22 protein-coding genes are annotated in these 21,679 nt (G+C 65.5%); 8 read left to right on the top strand and 14 right to left on the bottom strand.

The features are described 5' to 3' along the window. Positions 1–119 precede the first annotated feature (119 nt). Both N6L27_RS09210 and N6L27_RS09205 read right to left on the bottom strand, forming a co-directional pair. On the bottom strand, positions 120–344 hold the full coding sequence (locus N6L27_RS09210) for a DUF1150 family protein (RefSeq protein WP_271906949.1): 225 nt from the start codon (positions 342–344) through the stop codon (positions 120–122). A gap of 5 nt (positions 345–349) precedes the next feature. After that, entirely contained in the window at positions 350–763 is a 414-nt protein-coding gene (locus N6L27_RS09205) for an Hsp20 family protein (RefSeq protein ID WP_019298576.1), read from the bottom strand. Positions 764–943: 180 nt separating this feature from the next. Here N6L27_RS09205 and N6L27_RS09200 point away from each other — a divergent pair, with 180 nt between their 5' ends. Beyond that, positions 944–1,168: a YdcH family protein gene (locus N6L27_RS09200; protein WP_039185773.1), complete on the top strand. Its 225-nt coding sequence runs from the start codon at positions 944–946 to the stop codon at positions 1,166–1,168. A 216-nt stretch (positions 1,169–1,384) separates the two neighbouring features. Here the strand turns inward: N6L27_RS09200 and N6L27_RS09195 are convergent, their stop codons facing one another. After that, on the bottom strand, positions 1,385–2,440 hold the full coding sequence (locus N6L27_RS09195; RefSeq protein ID WP_271906948.1) for a helix-turn-helix domain-containing protein: 1,056 nt from the start codon (positions 2,438–2,440) through the stop codon (positions 1,385–1,387). Positions 2,441–2,568: 128 nt separating this feature from the next. Between N6L27_RS09195 and N6L27_RS09190 the strand changes: the two genes are divergently transcribed. Further along, positions 2,569–3,594: an alpha/beta hydrolase family protein gene (locus N6L27_RS09190; protein ID WP_271906947.1), complete on the top strand. Its 1,026-nt coding sequence runs from the start codon at positions 2,569–2,571 to the stop codon at positions 3,592–3,594. Between the two features lie 110 nt (positions 3,595–3,704). Here the strand turns inward: N6L27_RS09190 and N6L27_RS09185 are convergent, their stop codons facing one another. After that, entirely contained in the window at positions 3,705–5,744 is a 2,040-nt protein-coding gene (locus N6L27_RS09185) for an NADH:flavin oxidoreductase (protein ID WP_271906946.1), read from the bottom strand. Positions 5,745–5,981: 237 nt separating this feature from the next. Here N6L27_RS09185 and N6L27_RS09180 point away from each other — a divergent pair, with 237 nt between their 5' ends. Then, positions 5,982–7,265 (top strand): uracil-xanthine permease family protein, encoded by a 1,284-nt coding sequence (locus N6L27_RS09180; RefSeq protein ID WP_271906945.1) that lies wholly within the window; start codon positions 5,982–5,984, stop codon positions 7,263–7,265. 36 nt (positions 7,266–7,301) lie between these two features. Here the strand turns inward: N6L27_RS09180 and N6L27_RS09175 are convergent, their stop codons facing one another. Further along, on the bottom strand, positions 7,302–7,616 hold the full coding sequence (locus N6L27_RS09175) for a DUF1272 domain-containing protein (protein WP_271906944.1): 315 nt from the start codon (positions 7,614–7,616) through the stop codon (positions 7,302–7,304). A gap of 294 nt (positions 7,617–7,910) precedes the next feature. Between N6L27_RS09175 and purE the strand changes: the two genes are divergently transcribed. Continuing rightward, a complete protein-coding gene (gene purE, locus N6L27_RS09170; protein ID WP_271906943.1) occupies positions 7,911–8,399 on the top strand; it encodes a 5-(carboxyamino)imidazole ribonucleotide mutase in 489 nt (162 codons plus the stop codon). Then, entirely contained in the window at positions 8,392–9,480 is a 1,089-nt protein-coding gene (locus N6L27_RS09165) for a 5-(carboxyamino)imidazole ribonucleotide synthase (protein WP_271906942.1), read from the top strand. Before purE ends, N6L27_RS09165 begins: the two co-directional genes overlap by 8 nt. Positions 9,481–9,628: 148 nt before the next feature. Here N6L27_RS09165 and N6L27_RS09160 read toward each other — a convergent pair whose 3' ends face one another. From N6L27_RS09160 to N6L27_RS09125, 8 genes are all read right to left on the bottom strand, one after another. Continuing rightward, entirely contained in the window at positions 9,629–10,777 is a 1,149-nt protein-coding gene (locus N6L27_RS09160) for an alpha-D-ribose 1-methylphosphonate 5-triphosphate diphosphatase (RefSeq protein WP_271906941.1), read from the bottom strand. Beyond that, positions 10,774–11,550 carry an alpha/beta fold hydrolase gene (locus N6L27_RS09155; protein ID WP_271906940.1) on the bottom strand — a complete coding sequence of 259 codons (777 nt, stop codon included), beginning with the start codon at positions 11,548–11,550 and terminating at the stop codon, positions 10,774–10,776. Before N6L27_RS09155 ends, N6L27_RS09160 begins: the two co-directional genes overlap by 4 nt. A gap of 46 nt (positions 11,551–11,596) precedes the next feature. Further along, positions 11,597–12,454: a DMT family transporter gene (locus tag N6L27_RS09150; RefSeq protein WP_271906939.1), complete on the bottom strand. Its 858-nt coding sequence runs from the start codon at positions 12,452–12,454 to the stop codon at positions 11,597–11,599. A gap of 67 nt (positions 12,455–12,521) precedes the next feature. Continuing rightward, positions 12,522–13,835: an alpha/beta hydrolase gene (locus tag N6L27_RS09145; protein ID WP_271906938.1), complete on the bottom strand. Its 1,314-nt coding sequence runs from the start codon at positions 13,833–13,835 to the stop codon at positions 12,522–12,524. A gap of 77 nt (positions 13,836–13,912) precedes the next feature. Further along, positions 13,913–14,497 (bottom strand): GNAT family N-acetyltransferase, encoded by a 585-nt coding sequence (locus N6L27_RS09140; RefSeq protein WP_271906937.1) that lies wholly within the window; start codon positions 14,495–14,497, stop codon positions 13,913–13,915. A 138-nt stretch (positions 14,498–14,635) separates the two neighbouring features. Next, positions 14,636–16,288: a chaperonin GroEL gene (groL, locus tag N6L27_RS09135; RefSeq protein ID WP_271906936.1), complete on the bottom strand. Its 1,653-nt coding sequence runs from the start codon at positions 16,286–16,288 to the stop codon at positions 14,636–14,638. Positions 16,289–16,364: 76 nt separating this feature from the next. Then, entirely contained in the window at positions 16,365–16,652 is a 288-nt protein-coding gene (groES, locus tag N6L27_RS09130; RefSeq protein WP_039185788.1) for a co-chaperone GroES, read from the bottom strand. Positions 16,653–16,879: 227 nt separating this feature from the next. Continuing rightward, a complete protein-coding gene (locus N6L27_RS09125; protein ID WP_271906935.1) occupies positions 16,880–17,575 on the bottom strand; it encodes a DUF2161 domain-containing phosphodiesterase in 696 nt (231 codons plus the stop codon). 150 nt (positions 17,576–17,725) lie between these two features. On the opposite strand from N6L27_RS09125, the gene N6L27_RS09120 reads away from it, so the two are divergent. The 3 genes from N6L27_RS09120 (at position 17,726) to N6L27_RS09110 (ending at position 20,785) form a co-directional block, all read left to right on the top strand. After that, on the top strand, positions 17,726–18,709 hold the full coding sequence (locus N6L27_RS09120; protein WP_271906934.1) for a TraB/GumN family protein: 984 nt from the start codon (positions 17,726–17,728) through the stop codon (positions 18,707–18,709). Positions 18,710–18,753: 44 nt separating this feature from the next. After that, positions 18,754–19,734: a TraB/GumN family protein gene (locus N6L27_RS09115; RefSeq protein ID WP_271906933.1), complete on the top strand. Its 981-nt coding sequence runs from the start codon at positions 18,754–18,756 to the stop codon at positions 19,732–19,734. Between the two features lie 130 nt (positions 19,735–19,864). Next, positions 19,865–20,785: a manganese-dependent inorganic pyrophosphatase gene (locus N6L27_RS09110; RefSeq protein ID WP_271906932.1), complete on the top strand. Its 921-nt coding sequence runs from the start codon at positions 19,865–19,867 to the stop codon at positions 20,783–20,785. Between the two features lie 136 nt (positions 20,786–20,921). Here the strand turns inward: N6L27_RS09110 and N6L27_RS09105 are convergent, their stop codons facing one another. Then, a complete protein-coding gene (locus tag N6L27_RS09105) occupies positions 20,922–21,407 on the bottom strand; it encodes a DUF995 domain-containing protein (protein ID WP_271906931.1) in 486 nt (161 codons plus the stop codon). Positions 21,408–21,679 lie beyond the last annotated feature (272 nt).

Raw genomic sequence — 21,679 nt, 5'->3', positions numbered from 1 at the left:
CAGCCGGTCAAAACAAATCAGGCCCCCAAATGGGAGCCTGTCTGCAAAAACATCAAGCTGTTTCCGGCAACTGCACCGCAGCCTGTGGCCGGATCAATGCACCGGCCGCTCAGCGCGGTTCAGTGCACCGGCACCGGCGTCATGTCGTTCTGGCGCGCCAGCACAAAGGCCAGATGCCTGTCGGCCACCAGCGCCAGCTGGCCGCCTGTCGCATCATGCACGGCATAGAGCAGCTCGCGCCCGCCGGCGTTTTCCTGCACGTCCTTGGGAAGATCTGCCACCGCAACCGCCTTCACATAGACGGTCCGGTCGCCGGTCTCCTTGAAGTCAAACGGTGTATGCATTGCTCTTACCCCTTTCTGATACTGATCGTCTGAACCACGGTTTCGGGACGCGCACGGGTCAGATCCACATGCAGCAGCCCGTTCTCCATCACCGCCTCGCCCACTTCGACGCCATCGGCCAGCACGAACATGCGCTGGAACTGGCGCGCCGCGATGCCGCGGTGCAGGAACACCCGCCCCTCGCTGTCGTCGCGCTGGCGGCCGCGGATCACCAGCTGGCGGTCCTCGACGGTGATCGCCAGATCCTCTTCGGCGAAACCGGCCACGGCCAGGGTGATGCGGTAGGAATGGTCTGATGTCTGTTCGATATTATAGGGGGGATAGCCTTCGTTGCCCGATTTTGCCGAGCGTTCCAGTAGGCGTTCCAGCTGCTCGAACCCCAGCATATGCGGGTAAGAGCCCAAGGTTAGTTTCGACACGCTGTTCGTCCTTTATGCCAAAGCGACGGATACCGCGGCCCCGCTTCCGGCAGCCGCTTCCCCAAGAATATGGGAAGTTCTTTATGGATTCACAAGACCATGTGCCCATAGGTCTAGCGGAAAAGCCCTTAACGAAGTATCTTCAGCCTTACTTCATTCTTAAGCCCGATTGAGTCTCCCATGAATGCACCCACAGATGTGTCGATGAAGACGGATGAAGTCCTGAAGGTCGAGCTCGAGGTTTTCCGCAGGCAGCACCGTGATCTGGACGAGGCCATCGCCGCGCTGGAGGAGCGCGGCACCGCCGATCAGCTGACGATCCGCCGCCTGAAAAAGCAGAAACTCATCCTGAAAGACAAGATCGCCCTGATCGAAGACCGGCTGACCCCGGACATCATCGCCTGACAGTGCCCCGGCACCGGACCGCCCTGCGCCGAAGCTGCGCGGGGGCAAGTTGCAGAATGCAGCCTTCCAGCAGGTACTCCCGCCCCCTGGCCATGCAGCAAAGCTGCCCGGCCCAGGCGTTGGGCATGGCAGCGCGCCTTGCGGCGCGCTGCGGGACCGGCTGCTTCTTTCCGGTTGCAGATGCTGCCGCCGGAGGCGCCGCGCACCCGCGCGGTTTCAGGCGCCGGTGCCCTCTGCTGCGCGCAGCCTGCGGTATTCTGCCGGGGTTTCACCGTAGACCCGCTGGAACTCGCGGTAGAAATTGGACCGCGACAGGAAGCCTGAACTGGCGGCGATACTGGTGACACTGCCGCTGCTGCTTTCCAGCAGCCCGGCCGCATGCGCCAGGCGGAAGCCGTTCACATATTGCGAAACATTCTGGCCCTGCGTGCGGTTGACCGCCGCGGACAGCTCCCGCGCCGGGATGTGCAGGCGCCTGGCCAGCCGCTGCACCGACAGCTCCGGATCCAGAAACAGCTGCTCCTTCTGCAGCAGCTGCCGCAGCCTTTCTTCGGTGCCTGCAGCCTCTGCGCCGGCTGGCGCCGGGGCAGCGGCGGCCGGAGACCGCCCCGGCACCGCAAATACCGCAGGCAGGACGCAAAGCATGGCCAGCAGCATGACCAGCAGCGGCACCGTCCCGGCTGAGATCAGCGCCGGAACATGGGTGCCGCCAAACAGGGCGAAATCAGCGGCAATCGCACTGTCCAGGAACAGCACAAACACCAGCAGCCCGGCCGCCCGCAGCATCCACCGGTGCAGCAGGCCCGCCCGGTCCAGCCGCGCCTGCGCCAGCGTGTCCGGCCCCTTGCGCCACAGGCGCGCCAGCGCGGCGGCATAGCCGAGGTAGCTGGCGCTGATCAGCCAGTCCAGCTGCCGCATATCCGCAACCAGCAGCCAGAACAGTGCCAGCGCCGCCACAGGTGCTGCCATATGCAGCGCGGCCCGGCGCCTGAACGGCCTGCCCTCGGCAAGCAAGGCCGCAAACCCCAAATACAGGAGCGGCCCGAAGTAAAGCGGCAGGATACGCTGCAGCGGGATCAGCGGGCTGAGACCGTAACCGAACCGCAGGCCGACCAGCAGAGACGACACCGCACTGAGACAAAAGAAGGCCGCAAACAGCAGGTTTGCCCGGCGGCAGCCAAGCTCTGCCCGCCAGACCAGCACCGCCAGGGCGCTGCACAGGGCTGCAGTCATCACCGGCAGCGGAAAAGTGAGCATTGCCGCGCTGTCCATCTGTCCTCTTTCCCTGCCGGCCTGTCCTGCATCAGGTTCCAGGACAGCTATAGGGCGCCCCGGCCATTGCTGCAATTGCGCCGCCCGCACAGGTTCCGCGGCATCTGAAACAGAACCCGGAGCACATCATGAAACCCTTCCTGCACCTCCTTGCCCTCCTGTGCACCGCTGCGGCGGCCTCTGCCCAGAGCTACAGCCCCGGCCTGCGGGATCTGCATATCCCGGAAGCCGCAGACACCCGCCCGCTTGACGGCCTTCTGTGGTACCCGGCGGAAGACAACGCAGCGCTGGAACCCGTCTATGACAGCAAGGTCTGGGAGGCGCCGCTGGCCGCACGGGCAGCCAAGCCCGCCCCCGGCCCCTTCCCGCTGGTGGTGCTGTCGCACGGCATGTACGGCAACGCCCTGAACCAGGCCTGGCTGGCCGCGGCGCTGGCCCGGCAAGGCTTTGCCGTGGCGGCCATCAGCCACCCCGGTACCTCCACCTGGTCGCGCGAGCCGGACCTCAGCCGCCAGCTGTGGCAGCGCCCGCGCGACATCTCCCGCGTCATTGATCACCTTCTGACCGCGCCGGAGCTTGCCGCGCTCGCTGATCCTGCCCGCATTTATATGGCCGGTCATTCGCTCGGCGGTTTCACCGCGGCGCTGCTGGCCGGCGCGCGCTACGATGCGGACAAGCTGGCCCGCGCCTGCAGCCAAATGCCTGAGGAATTGGTCTGCGGTGTTCTAAAGGGCTGGCAGATTGCCGAAACACCAGCGGACCGCGCCCGCATGGAGGCAGATCTTTCCGATCCGCGGATCAAGGCTTTTGCACTGTTTGATCTGGGCGGCACCCAAAGCTTCGACGAGGGCAGCCTGGAACGGATCACCCGCCCGATGCTGGTTTACGGTGCGCCCATCATGAACTCCGGCCTGACGCTGGACATCGAATCCCGGGCGCTGGTTAACGCCCTGCCTGCCGCCAGCGTGCGCTACATCGAGCCGCAGACGCTCTCGCATTTCGACTTTCTGGGCATCTGCACGCCCGCCGGAGAGGCCATTCTGGCTGCCGAAGAGCCCGGAGACGAGATCATCTGCCGCGGCGGCGGCGCGGAGCGGGCCGCCAAACACCAGCAGATCATCACTGAAGTTGCCGCCTTCTTCCGCGGGGATTAAGGCACCGGCCGGGGCTCCCCCCTCCGCGCGGCGCAGCCAGCTGCGCCGCAACGGCGTTGGGCCTGGCAGCGCGCCTGACGGCGCGCTGCGGGCGTTCTATGCGGCAGGCGTCAGAGGTCCTTGCAGAGCCGCAGCGCATCATAGATGGCCGCATGGATATTGCGCCCCGCCACTGCATCGCCTGCGCGGGCCAGCCAGTATGCCCCCGCCGGGTTCACCTCCGCATAAGGGCTGCGGCCTGCAATCATCTCCTGATGATCCAGCTGCCCCAGATTGCGCGAATTGGGCTTTAATGTGTGATACAGATCCTCAGCCGGGGTGACGCCATGCTCCGAAACAGCGTGGTCCACCACCCGGCAGGTAACCTCCCCGGTCAGCACATGCCGCAGGGTGACCCGTTTGCGGTTGCCTTCGGCGGCCACCGACACCGGCCCCAGCAGACTCTCGAACACCACCCCCTGCCGCGCCAGATCGCGCAGGACCACGGCAGAGTTCGTCGGCCCCAGATCATGCCCCGCCATACGGTCCGGCGTTGCCAGCGTGACCGCACAGCCCATCCGCGCCATCACATCTGCACAGACCAGCGCCGCGTGGTCGCCAACCTCATCCAGCAGCAAAACCTCACCCGAAACCCGCGCCTCGCCGCCCAGCACCTCCCAGCTGGACACCACCAGATGCCCGCCCGGAATGTTCAAAGTCTCCGGCCAGCCGCCGGTCGCCACGATCACGGCGTCCGGGCTTTCCGCCAGCACATCCTCCGCCTCGGCGTAAGTATTGAGGCGCACGTCCACACCCAGCCGCTCCACCTCTGAGATCAGCCAATCCGCCACGCCCCAGATCTGCCGCCGTGTCATGCCCTTGGCCGCCAAGGCGATCTGCCCGCCCAGACGGCCGCTGGCCTCAAACAGCACCACATCATGGCCGCGTTCCGCCGCCACCCGCGCGGCTTCCAGCCCCGCCGGGCCGCCGCCGGTCACCACCACCTTGCGCCGCACCTCCGCGGGGGAAATCACATGCGGCATGACTGCCTCGCGCCCCGTCGCCGCGTTATGGCCGCAAACCGCGGGCTTGCCCTGATTGACCCGGTCCACGCAATAGCCCAGCGCCACGCAGGGGCGGATGCGCTCCTCTTCGCCGCGCTGCAGCTTGGCCACCAGATAGGGGTCGGCCATATGGGCACGGGTCATGCCGATCATGTCGGCCTGGCCTTCGCGGATGGCATGGCGGGCGGTGGCAATATCCGCCACCCCGCCCGCATGGAACACCGGCAGATCCACCGCCGCGCGGATCGCGCCCGCCACATTCAGATCCGGCGCCGCGGGCATGCCCATCGGCGCCACCCAGCCGGCCAGTCCCAGATCGTCATACGGCGCCCCCGCCAGCACGTTCAGGAAGTCCACCGCGCCAGTGGCGGCAATCTTCTGCGCGGCCTCGATGCAGTCTGCGGCGCTCAGCCCGCCCTCCGCCAGCTCATCCCCCGTGACCCGCATCCCCAGGATCAGATCCGGCCCCACCGCCGCGCGCACCGCCTCCAGCACCTGCAGCGTCAGCCGCAGCCGGTTGTCGAAAGACCCGCCGTAGTCATCCTCGCGATTGTTCACCAGCGGCGACAGAAACTGCCCCAAGAGATGCGAGTGCGACAGCAGCTCAATCCCGTCGAACCCGCCCTGCCGGCAGCGTTCAGCAGCAGCGGCGAAATCCTTGATAACGCGGGAGATATCCTCCTGTTCCATCACCTTGGGAAATGCCCGGTGCGCCCGTTCCCGCCGCCCCGACGGCCCCAGCACCGGCAGCCAGTGCCCGTCGTCCCAGGCGGTGCGCCGGCCCATATGGGTGATCTGGCACATCACCGCCGCGCCGTGCTTGCGCACCCCGTCCGTAAGCCGCTGAAACCACGGGATGATGCTGTCATCGCCCGCATACAGCTGCCCGAACACCGACGGGCTGTCCGGCGCGATATTGGTCGACCCGCCGATCATCGTCAGCGCAATGCCGCCCCGCGCCTTCTCCTCATGGTACAGCCGGTAGCGGTCGCGCGGATGGCCGCCCTCCTGGAACGAGGGCGCATGCGCCGTGCTCATGATCCGGTTGCGCAGGGTCAGATGGCGCAGCTGCAGGGGCTGGAGGAGCGGGTCGCTGTCGTGGCTCATGGCGCATGTTCCGTCAGTGGCTTTGCTCAAGGATAAACCCCTGTGCGCGTGCCGTCAGCTTGCAGAAAACCGGCATCCGCCCGCCCCTGTTGCGACACCCTGTCCAGCGCCTGCGGTTTCTCCTTCTGACCGGATGGTCAAAGCGGGATTTTCCGTTTAGGAGCAGCACAATTTTGCCCGCGGCACCTGCATCAGCTTGCCGCAAAAAGACTTCAAGGATCCGGGAAAAGAACGAAAATGACCTCCGCAAGCGACCCCACTTCTGCGCCTCCCAGCCAGAGCACCGACTATAAGTTGACCCCGAAACAAGCCCTCATCGGCGCCCAGATGCTGTTTGTCGCCTTCGGCGCGCTGGTGCTGGTGCCGCTGCTGACAGGCCTTGACCCCAGCGTCGCGCTGTTTACCGCTGGGCTTGGAACGCTGATCTTCCAGATCGTCACCCGCGGCCAGGTGCCGGTGTTCCTCGCGTCCTCCTTCGCCTTCATCGCGCCGATCATCTACGGCGTGCAGACCTGGGGCATGGCCGCCACCACCGGCGGCCTCGCCGCGGCGGGCCTCTTGTATGTCGCGCTCTCCTTTGCCATCCGCGCCTTTGGCGCAGGCTTCCTGCACCGGCTGCTGCCGCCGGTCGTGGTCGGCCCCGTCATCATGGTGATCGGCCTGTCGCTGGCGCCGGTTGCGGTCAACATGGCCACCGGCCTGGCGGGCGACACCCAGGTGATGCCGCGCAACACCGCCCTGCTGCTCGCTGCCATCTCGCTGGGGGCCACCATGCTGACTGCGATCCTGGGCCGCGGCATCATGCGGGTGGTGCCAATCCTGGCAGGCGTTGCCGCGGGCTACATCGCCGCGCTGGTGATCGGCGCCGTCTCTGGCGAGACACTGGTCAACACCGCCCCGCTGGCGGATGCCCCTTGGTTCAAGGTGCCGGGCTTTGTCGCGCCCGAGTTCAACCTCGCCGCCATCCTGTTCATCCTGCCGGTCGCCATTGCTCCCGCGATTGAGCACTTCGGCGACATCATGGCGATCTCCAGCGTGACCAAGCGCGACTACATGGAGAAACCCGGCATCCAGAACACCATGCTGGGCGACGGCCTCGCCACCGCCGCCGCGGGCCTTCTGGGCGGCCCGCCCAACACCACCTATTCCGAGGTCACCGGCGCCGTCACCCTGACCCGCGCCTTCAACCCGGCGATTATGACCTGGGCCGCACTCTTTGCCATCGCGCTCTCCTTTGCGGGCAAGCTCTCCGGCGCGCTCTCGACCATCCCGATGCCGGTGATGGGCGGCATCATGATCCTTCTGTTCGGCATGGTCACCGTGGTCGGCCTGTCGGTGCTCGCCAAACTGGGCGAGGCGCTGTCTGAGGCCCGCAATATGGTGATCATCTCCACCGTGCTGATCATCGGCCTCGGCGGTCTCACGCTGCAATTCGGCGAAGGCTTCACCCTCGCAGGCATCGGCCTCTCCGGCGTTGCGGGCCTGCTTCTGAACCTGATCCTGCCGCCGCAGCGGGACTGATCCTGAAAAGAGTCAGGGCCGCGCAAGCGGCCCTGCTCACCGCTCCTCAGGCTTCAGATGCCGGATGCGGTCCACATGCGCGGCGATATCCTCGCGGCTGAACTTCGAATGCACCCGCCGGGTTGACGGCGGATGGTTTTCCAGCCCCAGCTTCAGTGTGTCCCGCCAGGCCCGCCTGGGCCGGACCGGCCGCGGCGTAAAACCGCCGCCGCAGGTCGGGCAGACATTGTGCAGCTCCCGCTCCACACAGTCCGCGCAATAGGTGCACTCATAGCTGCAGATCCGCGCATCCGCCGCATCGGGCGGCAGATCCCTGTCGCACAGCTCGCAATTGGGCCGCAGTTCCAGCATCTTGACCTCCTCCCTGATCCAGCCGTCACCCTGCCCCGCTTCCCAGTATCCCGCAAGCCCCGCCGCATGCGCCCGCGCCGCGCCTGGGCGCGGCGCCACGCCCAACCGCGGGGGCGGTGCACCTTGCCTGCATCCCCGCGCGGGCGGGAGCCACCGCCTCCAATCCCCTGCGGCATAGCGCCAAACCCCGCAAAACAGGGCAAATCCCGCGGTTTTCCCGCCCGGCCCGCATTGCGAAAACCGCAACTTTCCCTATAGTGCGCGCTCCACAAGCCGCGACAGGAGCCACCATCCATGGGTGACATCAAAGTGGGCATCATCATGGGCAGCCAATCCGACTGGCCCACCATGAAGGAAGCCGCCAATATCCTCGATGAACTGGGCGTTGAATACGAGGCCAAGATCGTCTCCGCCCACCGCACTCCGGACCGGCTGTGGAGCTACGGCAAATCCGCGGCGGACCGCGGCCTGCAGGTGATCATCGCAGGCGCCGGCGGGGCCGCCCACCTGCCCGGAATGGTCGCCTCCAAGACTAGGGTGCCGGTGGTCGGCGTCCCGGTCCAGACCCGCGCCCTGTCCGGCGTCGACTCGCTCTATTCCATCGTGCAGATGCCCAAGGGCTTCCCGGTTGCCACCATGGCGATCGGCTCCGCCGGCGCCGCCAACGCAGGCCTGATGGCCGCGGGCATCCTGGCGCTGCAAGATCCCGCGCTGGCCCAGCGGCTGGACGATTGGCGCGACGCCCTTTCTGCCTCCATCCCCGAGGAACCTTCCGATGACTGATCCCCTCGCGCAGGCTTTGAAACCGGGCGCCACTATCGGCATCCTCGGCGGCGGCCAGCTCGGCCGGATGCTCTCGGTTGCGGCCTCCCGCCTCGGCTTCAAGACCCATATCTTTGAACCCGGCGCCAACCCGCCCGCGGGCCATGTCGCAGACCGCGTGACCACCGCAGGCTACGAGGATGCCGAGGCGCTGGCCGCCTTTGCCGCCTCGGTCGATGTGATCACCTATGAGTTCGAGAACATCCCGACCTCCGCGCTGGACCTGCTGGAATCGCAAAAGCCGATCCGCCCGGGCCGCGAGGCGCTGCGGATCAGCCAGGACCGGCTGACGGAAAAGACCTTCCTGCAGGACCTCGGCCTGCAGACCGCGCCCTTTGCCGACATCACCGACCAGGCCAGCCTGGATGCCGCCCTGGCAGAGATCGGCGCGCCGTCGATCCTGAAAACCCGCCGCTTCGGCTATGACGGCAAGGGCCAGGCCCGCATCAAAGCGGCTGACGACGCGGGCGAAGCGCTCGCCGCCATGGCAGGCGCGCCCTCGATCCTCGAAGGCTTTGTCAATTTCAGCCACGAGGTCTCGGTCATTGCTGCCCGCGGCACAACTGGCGAGATTGCCTGTTTCGACCCCGGCGAGAACATCCACCGCGATGGCATCCTGCACACCACCACCGTGCCTGCCAAACTGAGCACAGGCCAGCGCATGGACGCGGTACTGATGGCGGGCAAGATCCTGAATGCGCTGGATTATGTCGGCGTTCTGGGTGTCGAGCTTTTCGTCACACCCCAAGGCCTGATCGTCAACGAGATCGCCCCGCGCGTCCACAACTCCGGCCATTGGACCCAGAACGGCTGCACCGTCGACCAGTTCGAACAGCACATCCGCGCGGTTGCCGGATGGCCTTTGGGCGACGGCCAGCGGCATTCGGACGTGGTGATGGAAAACCTGATCGGCGACGACGTGGACCGCATCCCCGAACTGGCGAAAGAGGCGGACTGCGCCCTCCACCTCTACGGCAAGGAAGAGGCCAAACCGGGCCGCAAGATGGGCCATGTGAACCGGGTGCAGAAACCGCAGAGCTAAGGCTGGGGGCGCTGCCCCCAGACCCCCGGGGTACTTCTGACCAGAAAGAAGCGGCCGGCCTGGATATGAGATGGCAGTGAAAGCGGCCCCGCCGGTTTCACGCGCCGCAAAGAGGGCCATCCGGCCTGATGCGCGGCGCCCCCCCCCCTCAGGCGATGAAACGCCCCGCCACATCCCCGGCCATATAGCTGATGCGCCCGCCGGCAATTGTCGCCGCAACCCGCTGGGTCTGCTTGTCCAGCACCACGATATCGGCGCGCTTCCCCGCTTCCAGCGTGCCGCGGTCGGTGAGGCCCAACAGCTGCGCAGGCCCTTCCGAGACCAGCCGCCAGGCGCCTGCCAGATCCAGCAGGCCAGTGCGTTCCAGCATCAGCGCCGCACGGCGCGGGCTGGGGTAGTGGTAATCCGAGGCGAGCGCGTCACACAGCCCCATGGCAATCAGCTCCACGGCGGAGGCATTGCCCTTGTGCGAGCCGCCCCGCACCACGTTGGGTGAGCCGAGGATCGCCGGATCGCCACCGGCACACGCGGCCTCCGCCGCCTCCAGCGTCTCGGGGAATTCGGAAATCCGCGCACCCCGTTCGCGCCAGATCGCGCGGTCTTCAGCCGTCTGGTCATCATGGCTGCCGAGGCGCATGCCCATCTCCGCCAGCTCCGCACAGAGCGCGTCCAATCGGCCCGGCACCTCATCCCGGCGCGCATGCATGTCCTTCAGCATCTGCCAGTGCACCTCCGGGTTGCGCCCCGCCTTCAGCGCCTGGCCGGTCAGCCGCGGCGGCTTCTTGCCTTGCGCCAGCCGCTCATGCGGCAGGTGGTCGTTGAACACCACATAAGGCACCTGCCAGCCTGCCACCTTCGCAGCCAGCCCGGCGTAATCCTCAAGCATGTGGATCTCGAACCGCAGCTGCGGCATCAGATCGGTCACGACAGAGCCGCGCACCGCCTGGATGCCCTCAAACACCTGCGCCGCAAACTCAGGGCCGCGCAGGCCGCCCTCCCAGGAATAGAACTGCGCCAGCACCGCGGTGGTGATCCCGTTGGCGGCCAGCTCCGCCTCGGCAGCGACCACGCCTTCGGCCATCTGCTTCATAGCGCCCCGGCGCGGCGCCAGGTGGCGCTCAAACCCGTCGCCATGGGCGTCCACGATCCCCGGCAGCACCAGATAGCCTGACAGATCCACAACCCGCCCGGCAGGCGCATCCGCCACAAGACCACCCGCGATGGCGATCTCACCAGCTGTTTCCAGCCCGCCGGGACGCAGCACATCGCCGCCCTGCAGCGTCAGTTCCAACGTCATTGTTCCGCCTCTTCACAGCCGCCATTCAGCTGGCAGGCCTCGCCAATGATTTCTTCCACTGCCGCCAGCCAGCCCAGGCCGGGCTCAAACCTCCCCTCCTCCAGGAAATGCAGCGCCTGCGCCATCACCTGCGGGTTGTTCATCATGTAGGTATGGGTGACCGGCAACGTCAGATGCGCCGCCATGCCCGCAACCTTGGTGCTCTCCACCGACACCTTGCCGTCATCTGCACCGGGGATCAGCGCGGAGAACACCGGGTTCAGTGTCTCGCTGCCGGCAATCACCCCCAGCTCGAACCCCACCTCCGGCAATTGCTTCGGCAGGCTGTCCTCTCCGGTTCCCAGCTGCAGCCCGGCGGGGCCGTTCAGATAGCCGAAAACCTCCCAATCGCCCAGTTCATCCACCAGCTCGCTGCCCTGATTGGGCGGTCCCATCATCACCACGCGGCCCAGGTTTTCCGGCCAGTTGCCCCGCAGCCAGTGGCGCAGCAGAATGCCCCCCATCGAGTGGGTCACAACATGGGTTCTCTGCCCGCCGCAGTCTGCAAAAGCCGCAGGCAAGGTCTGCTCTGCCAGCACTTCAACCGGCTGTTCGGTAGAGGCATAGCCGGGCCGCACCACGTCAAACCCGCGCGATTGCAGCACCTCCTCCATCACCGCAAAGGAGGTCTCTGAACGCGCCAGCCCGTGCAGCAGGATCACGCAATCAGCCGCCGCAGGCAGCGGCAGCAGCACCGCAGCAGCGGTCAACAGGGATTTCAGAACATCACGCATGACGCCCAGATAAGCGCAAGCGGCGGCACAGGGAAGCCCCCGGTTCCTACTTCGCCGCCAAAGCTTTGTGTGCAGGCGCCCGCAGCACCACCAGCGCGATGCCGCCCAGGACCGCCGCGCTGCCAAAGACCAGCCGCAAGCCGATCGCCTCACCCAGCAGCGCCGCCCCGGCCAGGATCGCGATCACCGGCACGCTCAGCTGCACGGTGGCGGCCACTGCCGGCAGGATCTGCGGCAGCAGCCGGTACCACAGCGCGTAGCCGATGCCGGAGGTCACCGCGCCTGACAGCGCCGCCAGCACTGCGCCATAAAGGCTTACCGTGCCGCCGCCCAGCCACAGGGCAACCGGCAGGAACATCGCCGTGGACCACAGGAAATTCACCGCCGTCGCCGCCAGCGGCTGCGCCGCGCCGCGCCCCAATATGCTGTAGATCCCCCATCCCAGCCCCGCCGCCGCCATCAGCAGCGACGCCCCCAGGGGCGCCGTGCCAGAGCCATCGGGCCAGACCACATAGGCAAGCCCCAGAAAGGCCAGCAGCGCACCCGCCACCTGGCCGCCGCTGACAGGCGTGCCGCGCAGCGCGCCCCACAAGAACATCGTGACCTGCACCACCCCGAACAGCACCAGCGCGCCAAGGCCTGCATCAAGCTGCTGATAGGCCAGCGAAAACCCCGCGATATAAAGTGTCAGCGCCGCCCCGCCCTGCAGGCTCGCCCGCAAATCCTGCCGCACCGCCAGCCCCTGCATCCGGCACAGAATTACCAGCATGGCCGCCCCTGAAGCCAGCCGCAGCAGGCCAAAGCTGCCCGCATCCATATGCCCGGCCCCGATCGCCAGCCGGCTGAGAATGGAGTTCGCGGCAAAGGCTGCCATGGTGAGAGAGACGAGAAGAAACAGGCGCATAGGAAGGCAGCTACCGCGTAATGGCAACGCCCGCCAGTGAATTTTTCGGGCCCCGGCCTGCTCTCAATCAGCGGCGCTCCTGCACAAAATCCAGTTCCAGATCCGGCAGCCGTTCCAGGGGGTAGTTGGGGTGCAGGGTCCAGATATTGTCGTGATCCAGGTCCAGCGGGCGCAATGTTCCGCCCGGAAATGCCCGTGTCCGCAGTGCCAGGGCAATGTCCGACATCGCACCGGGGTTGTCGCGGAAATAAGAATGCCCGGCCCCGCCCGCGCCCTCGACCCGGATGAAATGGACCAGCCCGACCTTCTTCAATGAGGCCAGTTCGCCCGGCGCGAAATCGGTGGCATCCAGACGCCCGAACCGCGCCTCCTGTGTCAGGATCGAGGCAAAGGCCAGCGCCTGGTCATCACGGTTGATATAGACATTGACCTGCTCAAAGGCGGCAAAGACCCGCTCGGAAATCAGCCGCTGGCGCACAATGCCGACATCCAGATCCGGCGCCGCCAGAACCAGGGTGCCGGTTTTCAGCGAAATCTTCGGCCGGATCCCCCGCCCCCGTTCGCGGATCACCAGCTCCCGCAGCGCCGTTGCGGCCACATCAGCGCCCCGCGAATGCGCAACGATATCGATGTCCTCCACCTCCGGCACTGACGCCAGCAGATCAAGTGTCTCCTTCAGATGGAAGACCGAGAAATCCCCCGCCTCCCGGTCGCGGAAGTATTTGAACAGGCCGGACGTTCCGGCGGGCCAGGAAAACGCCATCGGAACAGAACGCCGGCCTGCGTAATGCCAGATGTTGGCCAGGGTGGTCAGGGCTTCATCGAAATCATTGTTGAACCCGTGCACAAACAGCAGAATGCGCCCCGACCCGGCCCGCCGGATCTCAGCCGCCACCGCTTTACGGAAGGCTGCTGCGTAGGCCGCATAATCCTGTTCAGCCTGCGCCTCGGTCACCACACGGCCGCCGCGCCGTTCGGCAGGCAGCGGTGTTTTGGAGAATCGGATGTTATCCCGGTAGCCCGCCACCTTCAGCCGCGGCAGCCGCCCCTTTCCATCGGCATGGGTCAGGGCCACCAGTTCCGGCCAGTCCTGCACCCTCGTGAACTGAACCTGGGCCACACCAAAAGCCATGGAATCCGACCGTTCCGCCAGATAGGTCACGGACCCGTCGCCGTTCACCTGCTGCGAGCGGTTGGTGACATAGAGAAGCCGCGGCGCCACCGAGCGCTGCGCCTCAGGCACCTCCTCGGCCTGATAATTGCGCCCTGTCACATAGAGGTTCGGCGGCTTGGCCAGCCGGTCCACCGGGGAAACCGCACAGCCTGCAACAGCCAAGGCCAGCAAAAGACGGGCCAGCATCGGTCTTGCCGGTGTCGCCATGTGCCGGAGCCTTTCCTGTTGCGCGTCTCTCAAAAAGCTAGCCCGCTCCCTCACGCCCGGCCACTGAAATCTTCGTGTCAGCTGCCGCCGGAAAACGCCCGCGGATAGATCAGCTCCGCCTCCGGCACATCATCGCCGCGGCGCAGGATCAGCGTGTATTCCAGCGGATAGGGGCTCTTGAGCTTCTGCGCCCGCTCCAGGCTGAAGCCGTAGCGGCCGTAGAAAGAGGGCTTTCCCAGAACGACGATGGTTTCGGGAAGCTGCCCTTCAAACGCCTCCGCCGGCATCTCATAGCACTGCGCCAGTTCCCGCAGCATCCGGGTACCGAACCGCCACGGCCTGCGATTGGACTCATCCTCAGGCCCGCCGGCCTCCATATTCGGATTGCGCTCCGCCAGCCGGCCGCCCTGCCATTCGGGCCGCACCGCCATCGGTGCCAGACAGGCCCACCCCGCCGGCGCCTGCATCCGGCTCAGCGCGTAATAGCCGCCGATCCTGCCGTCCCAGGGCTTCTGAAACTCGGCCAGCATATCTCCGTCCGCCCGCAACTGCCGCACCAGCCGCGCTTCGGCATCGGTGGGAAAGGCGGCAAGCAAAAGCGCCTCTACCTCGTCAAAATGCTCTTCCTTAACGCTGCTCGAAAAATCCGGCCCAACAACCATTCTAAACCTCCCGCATTCACCTTTGCACAAATACTCCCGCCGGAGGCAGGCCCGCAAGGCGGGCCTTCTTCTCCCCTGAAAACGAAAAGGGGCCGCCCGAAGGCAGCCCCCAAAGTCATCCGGATGGATGGCTGATGATTACATCATGCCGCCCATGCCGCCCATGCCGCCCATGTCGGGCATGCCGCCGCCTGCGCCTGCGCCTTCTTTGGCGGGCTTGTCAGCAACCATGGCTTCGGTGGTGATCAGCAGGCCAGCAACCGAGGACGCGTCTTCCAGCGCGGTGCGGGTCACCTTGGCCGGGTCGATCACGCCGAAGGAGAACATGTCGCCATATTCGCCGGTCTGCGCGTTGTAGCCAAAGGCGCTGTCCGCGGATTCGCGGATCTTGCCTGCAACCACGGCACCGTCGACGCCTGCGTTCTCGGCAATCTGGCGCAGCGGCGCTTCGATGGCCTTGCGGACGATGTTGATGCCTGCGTTCTGGTCAGCGTTGGCGCCTTCCAGGCCTTCCAGGCCTTTGCCGGCCTGCACCAGGGCAACACCGCCGCCGACGATCACGCCTTCCTGCACAGCAGCGCGGGTCGCGTTCAGCGCATCGTCCACACGGTCCTTGCGCTCTTTCACTTCCACTTCGGTCATGCCGCCGACGCGGATCACGGCAACGCCGCCTGCCAGTTTGGCAACGCGTTCCTGCAGCTTCTCGCGGTCGTAGTCAGAGGTGGTCTCTTCGATCTGGGTGCGGATCTGGGCAACACGTGCTTCGATCTCGGCCTTCTCGCCAGCGCCGTCGACGATGGTGGTTTCATCTTTGGTGATGGAGACCTTCTTCGCGGTGCCCAGCATGTCCATGGTGACGGACTCGAGCTTCATGCCCAGATCTTCGGAGATCACCTGGCCGCCGGTCAGGATCGCGATGTCCTGCAGCATGGCCTTGCGGCGGTCGCCGAAGCCCGGTGCCTTGACGGCTGCGATTTTCAGGCCGCCGCGCAGCTTGTTGACAACCAGGGTTGCCAGCGCTTCGCCTTCGACGTCCTCAGCGATGATCAGCAGCGGCTTCTGCGACTGGATCACCTGCTCCAGCAGCGGAACCATCGGCTGCAGCGAAGACAGTTTCTTCTCGTGCAGCAGGATCATGCAGTCTTCCAGATCCGCGACCATCTTGTCGGGGTTGGTAACGAAGTAGGGGCTCAGGTAGCCGCGGTCGAACTGCATGCCCTCGACCACGTCGGTCTCGGTTTCCATGCCTTTGTTCTCTTCGACGGTGATGACGCCTTCGTTGCCGACTTTCTGCATCGCGTCAGCGATCTGGCGGCCGATTTCAGCTTCGCCGTTGGCGGAGATGGTGCCAACCTGCGCAACCTCGTCGGAGTCTTTCACTTCGCGGGCCATGTCCTTGATGCCCTGCACGACTTTGGCGGTTGCCAGGTCGATGCCGCGCTTCAGGTCCATCGGGTTCAGGCCGGCTGCAACCTGCTTCAGGCCTTCTTTGACGATCGCCTGGGCCAGAACGGTTGCGGTGGTGGTGCCGTCACCGGCTTCGTCGTTGGTGCGGGAAGCAACTTCCTTCACCATCTGGGCGCCCATGTTCTCGAACTTGTCTTCCAGTTCGATTTCCTTCGCCACGGACACGCCGTCCTTGGTGATGCGCGGTGCGCCGAAGGATTTGTCCAGAACCACGTTGCGGCCTTTGGGGCCCAGGGTCACTTTCACGGCGTCGGCCAGAATGTTGACGCCTTTCAGCATGCGGTTGCGGGCATCGGTGTCGAATTTGACGTCCTTAGCAGCCATTTTTCACTCTCCTAGAGAAATTCTGTGTGTTTCAGCGATTGTGGGATCAGAGAAGACGTGGGAAAATCCCGGGGTCTTACTCGATGATGCCCATGATGTCGCTTTCCTTCATCATCAGCAGCTCTTCGCCGTCGACGGTCACTTCGGTGCCGGACCACTTGCCGAACAGGATCTTGTCGCCGGCTTTCACAGCCATTGCGATCAGCTCGCCGCTGTCCTTACGGGCGCCTTCGCCGGTGGCGACGACTTGGCCTTCGCTCGGCTTTTCCTTGGCGGAATCGGGGATGATCAGGCCGCCCGCGGTTTTTTCTTCGCTTTCGGTGCGGCGCACCAGCACACGGTCATGCAGCGGTTTCAATGCCATCTTTGCAGCTCCTTAAAAAGGCTCAAAGGTTGTTATCAGTTGGACCTCCGCCTCCCCGGCGGGGCCGTTATCACTCAATAGGGCTGAGTGCTAACGAGGGGAAGCTAGGCATCGATCCGGGCCGAGTCAACATCTTCGTGAAAGAAAAATTGCAGGATTTTCCGCGCCGTTGACAGCTTCAGATCAGACGCAAACAAGTTATTGTTTTTATGACAAAAACCAGAGCCTCAGGACAACTCCGGACCGGAGCCGCCCTGTTCCTCCCAGCTCTCCGCCCAATGCACCAGACCCGCGCGGCCCGCATCCGTCAGCTGGTAAATGCCGGTCTCCACACGCTCGAACCAGCCGTAGTGGTTCCTGGCCATCAGCTGGGTGGCGCGTGCAACGCCGGTGGCCTTGGCAACCGCGGCCCCTTTGCAGGCGCCGGCCCCGGCCAGATGCGCCGCGCAGGCCAGCGCGTCCTGGCGGTAGGCGGTGACAATGCCGTGCCGTGTGGCGCCGCCCGCATTGGGATCGCCGCGCAAGGTCTGAAACTCCCGCAGCAGCCGTGCCTGCTTTTTCTTCAACTTGCGCGGGGCATAAGGGCCGGGATCGCAATGCACCTCTGCCCGCCCGTCCGCCAGGACCGTGATCAGCCCCAGCCCGAGCCGCCGGCACATCGCCAGATTGTCCTTCATCATCCGCCGCGCCTGCCGCCCGCCGGGCCGCGGCACCGCGATATAGACATGGTCGGTAATGGCCAGCCGGGCGATGGCCTGATGAAACAGCGACAGCGAGAACTTCAGCTTCAGCTCGACAATCACCGGCGGCTCCGCGCCGCGCACAGCCACCACATCGGCCGCCCCCACCTCGCCCTTGACGGCATAGCCCTGGGCCTCCAGCAGCGCCTTCACCGGCGCATAGAGCTGATCCTCGCGTTCCATGCCCCATGACTGGCAGGAAGCTGCGCCGATGGCAATCCGCCGCCCGGGTTTTCCGGGGCAACGCAGGGTTCTGCATTGCCGTCCCCCCTGCCCCGCCCTAGGCTCATAAGTCAGGCCAAGAGTTCCGGAACCCCGGGGAAAGGGCGCGTGATGAAACGGATTGCACTGGCACTTGCGCTGATGCTGCAGGCCACCGCCGGTTTTGCCGCCTGCCGCGGCATCGACTACCGCGACCACCTGCCGCCCGCCGCCCGGGCGCAGCTGGACCGCGAAATGGCCGCCACCCCGTTTTCCGAAGGAAACCACTGGGTCGCCGCCAAGGGCCGCCGCACCATCCACGTGATCGGCACCATGCACGGCGGCGATGCCCGCATGGCCAAGGTGATGCGCACCCTGCGCCCGGCGCTGGTGTCTGCACAGGCGATCTACCTTGAAACCTCGGACCAGGACATGGAGCGGCTGGACAGGATGCCGCCTGCAATGGCGCGCAGCTTTCTGCTGCCGCAGGGGCGCGAGCTGCGCCATCTGCTGACGCCCGAAGCCTGGCAGCGCTTCAAGCTGACCACCCGGGTCAGCGGCGCCAGTCTGGAAACCATGAACCGGATGCAGCCCTGGGCGATCTCGATGTTCGTGGTGCAAAGCGGCTGCCGCCCCTATGGCTTCGGCCTGCGTCGCGGGCTGGACGACCGGATCTCCGATTTCGCCCGCCGCAAACGGATCCCGCTCGGCGCGCTGGAAACGCCAGAGCAGGCGCTGGCCGCCATCTCCGGCCTGCCGCTGCGGGATCAGGCCCGGATGCTGGAGCTTGAACTGCAGCTGATCCAGTCCGGCAAACCCGAGGACGCCACCCCGGTTGAGGCCTATTTCGACCAGAGCGTCTGGACCTCCTTCGTGCTCGCCCCCTGGATCAGCGCCCAGTACAGCAGCTTCTCCCGTGCCGAAACCCAGCGGCTATGGACGCAATACAACCGCCGCCTGCTGGACCAGCGCAACCTCCGCTGGATGCAGGTGATCGGTGCCGCCAGCCAGGACCGGATTGTGGTCGCCGTCGGCGCGGCGCATCTGCCGGGCAAAAACGGCCTGCTTAACCTTCTCCAGTCCAGGGGCTTCAGCCTGACCCGCGCCCCGTGGTAGGCTCCCCCGGCCAAGCCGTTCCACTCTTTCAGGACTGATATTTCATGCGCCTCTTTCTGACCGTGTTTTTCCTGCTGCTGCCGGCCTCCCTTTGGGCCGCCTGCACCGGCACCGACCTGCGCACCACCATGACACCGCAGGAGCGCGCCGGGCTTGAGGCCCGTATCAGCGCGATGCCCTATGCCGCAGGCAACCACTGGATTGCGCGGCGCGGCAGCCGCACCCTGCATGTGATCGGCACCCTGCATGTGAATGACCCGCGGATGGCGCAGATCACCGCGCGCCTCGCCCCGCTGGTGCAGCAGGCGGACCTCTTGCTGATGGAGGCCAGCCCCGCCGACAAGGCGGATTTCGAAGCCGAACTGGGCCGCACCCCCTCCCTGATGCTGATCACCGAAGGCCCCAGCCTGATCGACCGGCTGCCGCCGCAGGAATGGGAAGAACTGGCCGCCATCATCCGCAACCACGGCATGCCTGCCTGGATGGCCGCCAAGATGCGGCCCTGGTTCCTGGCGTTGTCGCTGGCCTTCCCGCCCTGCCTACGCCAGGACAAGGACATCAAGCGCGGCCTCGATCTGCGCCTTGGCGAGGCGGCCGGGGCCGCAGGCGTGCCGGTGCAGTCGCTGGAGGATCCGATGACGATCATCCGGATGATGGACTCCGACCCGCTGGAAGAGCAGATCCGCCAGCTGCGCGCCTTTACCGCCATGCTGGGCAGCGGCACCGACGGCTTCATCACCACGGTTGAATCCTATTTCGACGAGCAGGCGCTTTATGCCCTTTTCCTCAGCGAACGCGACTTCCTGAACAGCGGCGCGCTGACCCGGTCTGAGCGCGAGGCGCTGTGGCAGGACACCATGACGGAGCTGATCGACTACCGTAACCGCAACTGGATTCCGGTGATCGAAGCCGCAGAAGGCGACCTCATCGTGGTGGCCGCAGGCGCACTGCATCTGCCCGGAGAAACCGGCGTGCTGAATCTCCTGCAGCAACAGGGCTACACGCTCGAACGCGCGCCGTTCTAAATCCTGTTCCTATCCTCGCTCTGAACACAACGCCGCATTGCAGCAGCAGCGGGGTGACAAGCCTGCGCGCCAGCCCTATAAGGCGCGCAAATCCCGCCTTTGTGACCTTATGCATCAACAGGACAGCCCCATGACCATCCAAGTTTTCGGCCATAAATCCCCCGACACCGATTCCACCGGCTCCCCCATTGTCTGGGCCTGGTACCTGAACGAGGTGAAAGGCGTGGCCGCGGCCCCCAAGCTGCTGGGCGAGCCGAACACCGAAGCCGCCTTCATGCTGCAGCGCTGGGGCCTGGAAAAGCCGGAGATCATCGCCGACGTGGCCGATAATGCGGCGGTTGTCATCGTCGACACCAACAACCCGGCAGAGCTGCCCGCCAACATCAACGGCGCCGATGTGCAGGCGATCATCGACCACCACAAGCTGGTCGGCGGCCTGGAAACCAAAGGCCCGATCGACATCACCATCCGCCCGCTGGCCTGCACCGCCACCATCATGCACGACCTGATGGGCGACGGTGCCGCCAAGATGCCCGAGGCGGTCAAGGGCGCCGCGCTGACCTGCATCCTGTCCGACACGCTGGAATTCCGTTCGCCGACCACCACCGCCCATGACAAGGCCGTGGCCGAGAAGCTGGCGGGTGAGCTGGGCATCAACATCTCCGAATACGCCGCCGAGATGTTCGCCGCAAAATCCGACGTCTCCTCCTTCTCCGATGCCGAGCTGATCCGCATGGATTCCAAGGAATACGAAGTCGACGGCACCAAGTTCCGCGTCTCCGTTCTGGAAACCACCGCACCGGGCGTGGTGCTGGACCGCAAGGCCTCGCTGATGGACTCGATGACCTCCGTCGCGGCTGAGGATGGCGTCGATCAGGTGCTGCTGTTCGTGGTCGACATCCTGAACGAGCAAGCCACCCTGCTGGTGCCGAACGACCTGGTGAAAACCGTCGCCGCCAAGTCCTTTGGCGCCGATGCCGCCGGCGACACCGTGGTTCTGCCGGGCATCATGTCCCGCAAGAAGCAGATCATTCCGAACCTCAAAGTCTGATCCGCACCGCGGATCCAGACAGCAAAAGGCGCCCCGCAGGGCGCCTTTTTTTGTCGAGGGAGGTCTTGGAGTAATAGGGAATTCCCGGACCGCTTTCCGGTTCGCGGGCCACGCCGGCCTGCTGGCCAGGACCGCGTTACAGCCCCAGGCGCTTGCTGATTTTCCGGAACAGGCGTCTCTGACTGTTGCCGCTGACCTGCTTTTCCGGCTTGTGCCGGTACCAGCTGCCGTCCTCGCCCAGGTAACGCTCCCAGACCGAGCCGTCCGGTGCGGTGACGAACTGCCAGCAGCTTTCGTTGGAAACGGTCTTTACCACGCCATCCACCGCCTTGTGCCAGTCGGCTTCGTTGCACAGCTTGCCCTTGCGGGTCACGTACCATTTGCCGATGCCCACCGCATCGCCGCTTTTGTTGACGCCTTCAAAACTGCCGTCCGGCGCCCAGTAGGCATGACCGCCGCGGCTCCAGTTTGAGGTTTTGCCGGCATAAAGCTGCATGATCACCTCCGGCGGCGTTGCCTTGGCCCCTTTCGGCTTGGCCCCGGCCCATGCTCCGCTGGCCGGCACCGCTGCCAGGGCGAAGGCTGCGGCGGCGGCCGCCAAATGCTGTTTCACTGATATCATCCTGAATGCTCCTTGAAATCTGCTCCTGCGCGGCCGCCGCCGGGTGGTTTCCGGCGGCTGCGCTGCCAGCGCCCGCGCGCGTCTGGCCCCAGTCCCCCTGAAGCCAAGCCGAAACGGGGCTGCCACCACTCACTCATCACACGCGCACCCGCCGGAAACAGCGGCCCCCCGGAAGATGTCCGGCCGCGAAAAAACATTGCGTGAAAGCCGCCTGCCGGCCAACCTAGGGATATTTATAGGTCTGTGAATTCTCCCAGAGGTAGCCGGGCCCT

The organism is Leisingera sp. SS27 (genome assembly GCF_028368855.1).
Lineage (GTDB): Bacteria > Pseudomonadota > Alphaproteobacteria > Rhodobacterales > Rhodobacteraceae > Leisingera.
This window is presented reverse-complemented; position numbering and strand designations above follow the sequence as displayed.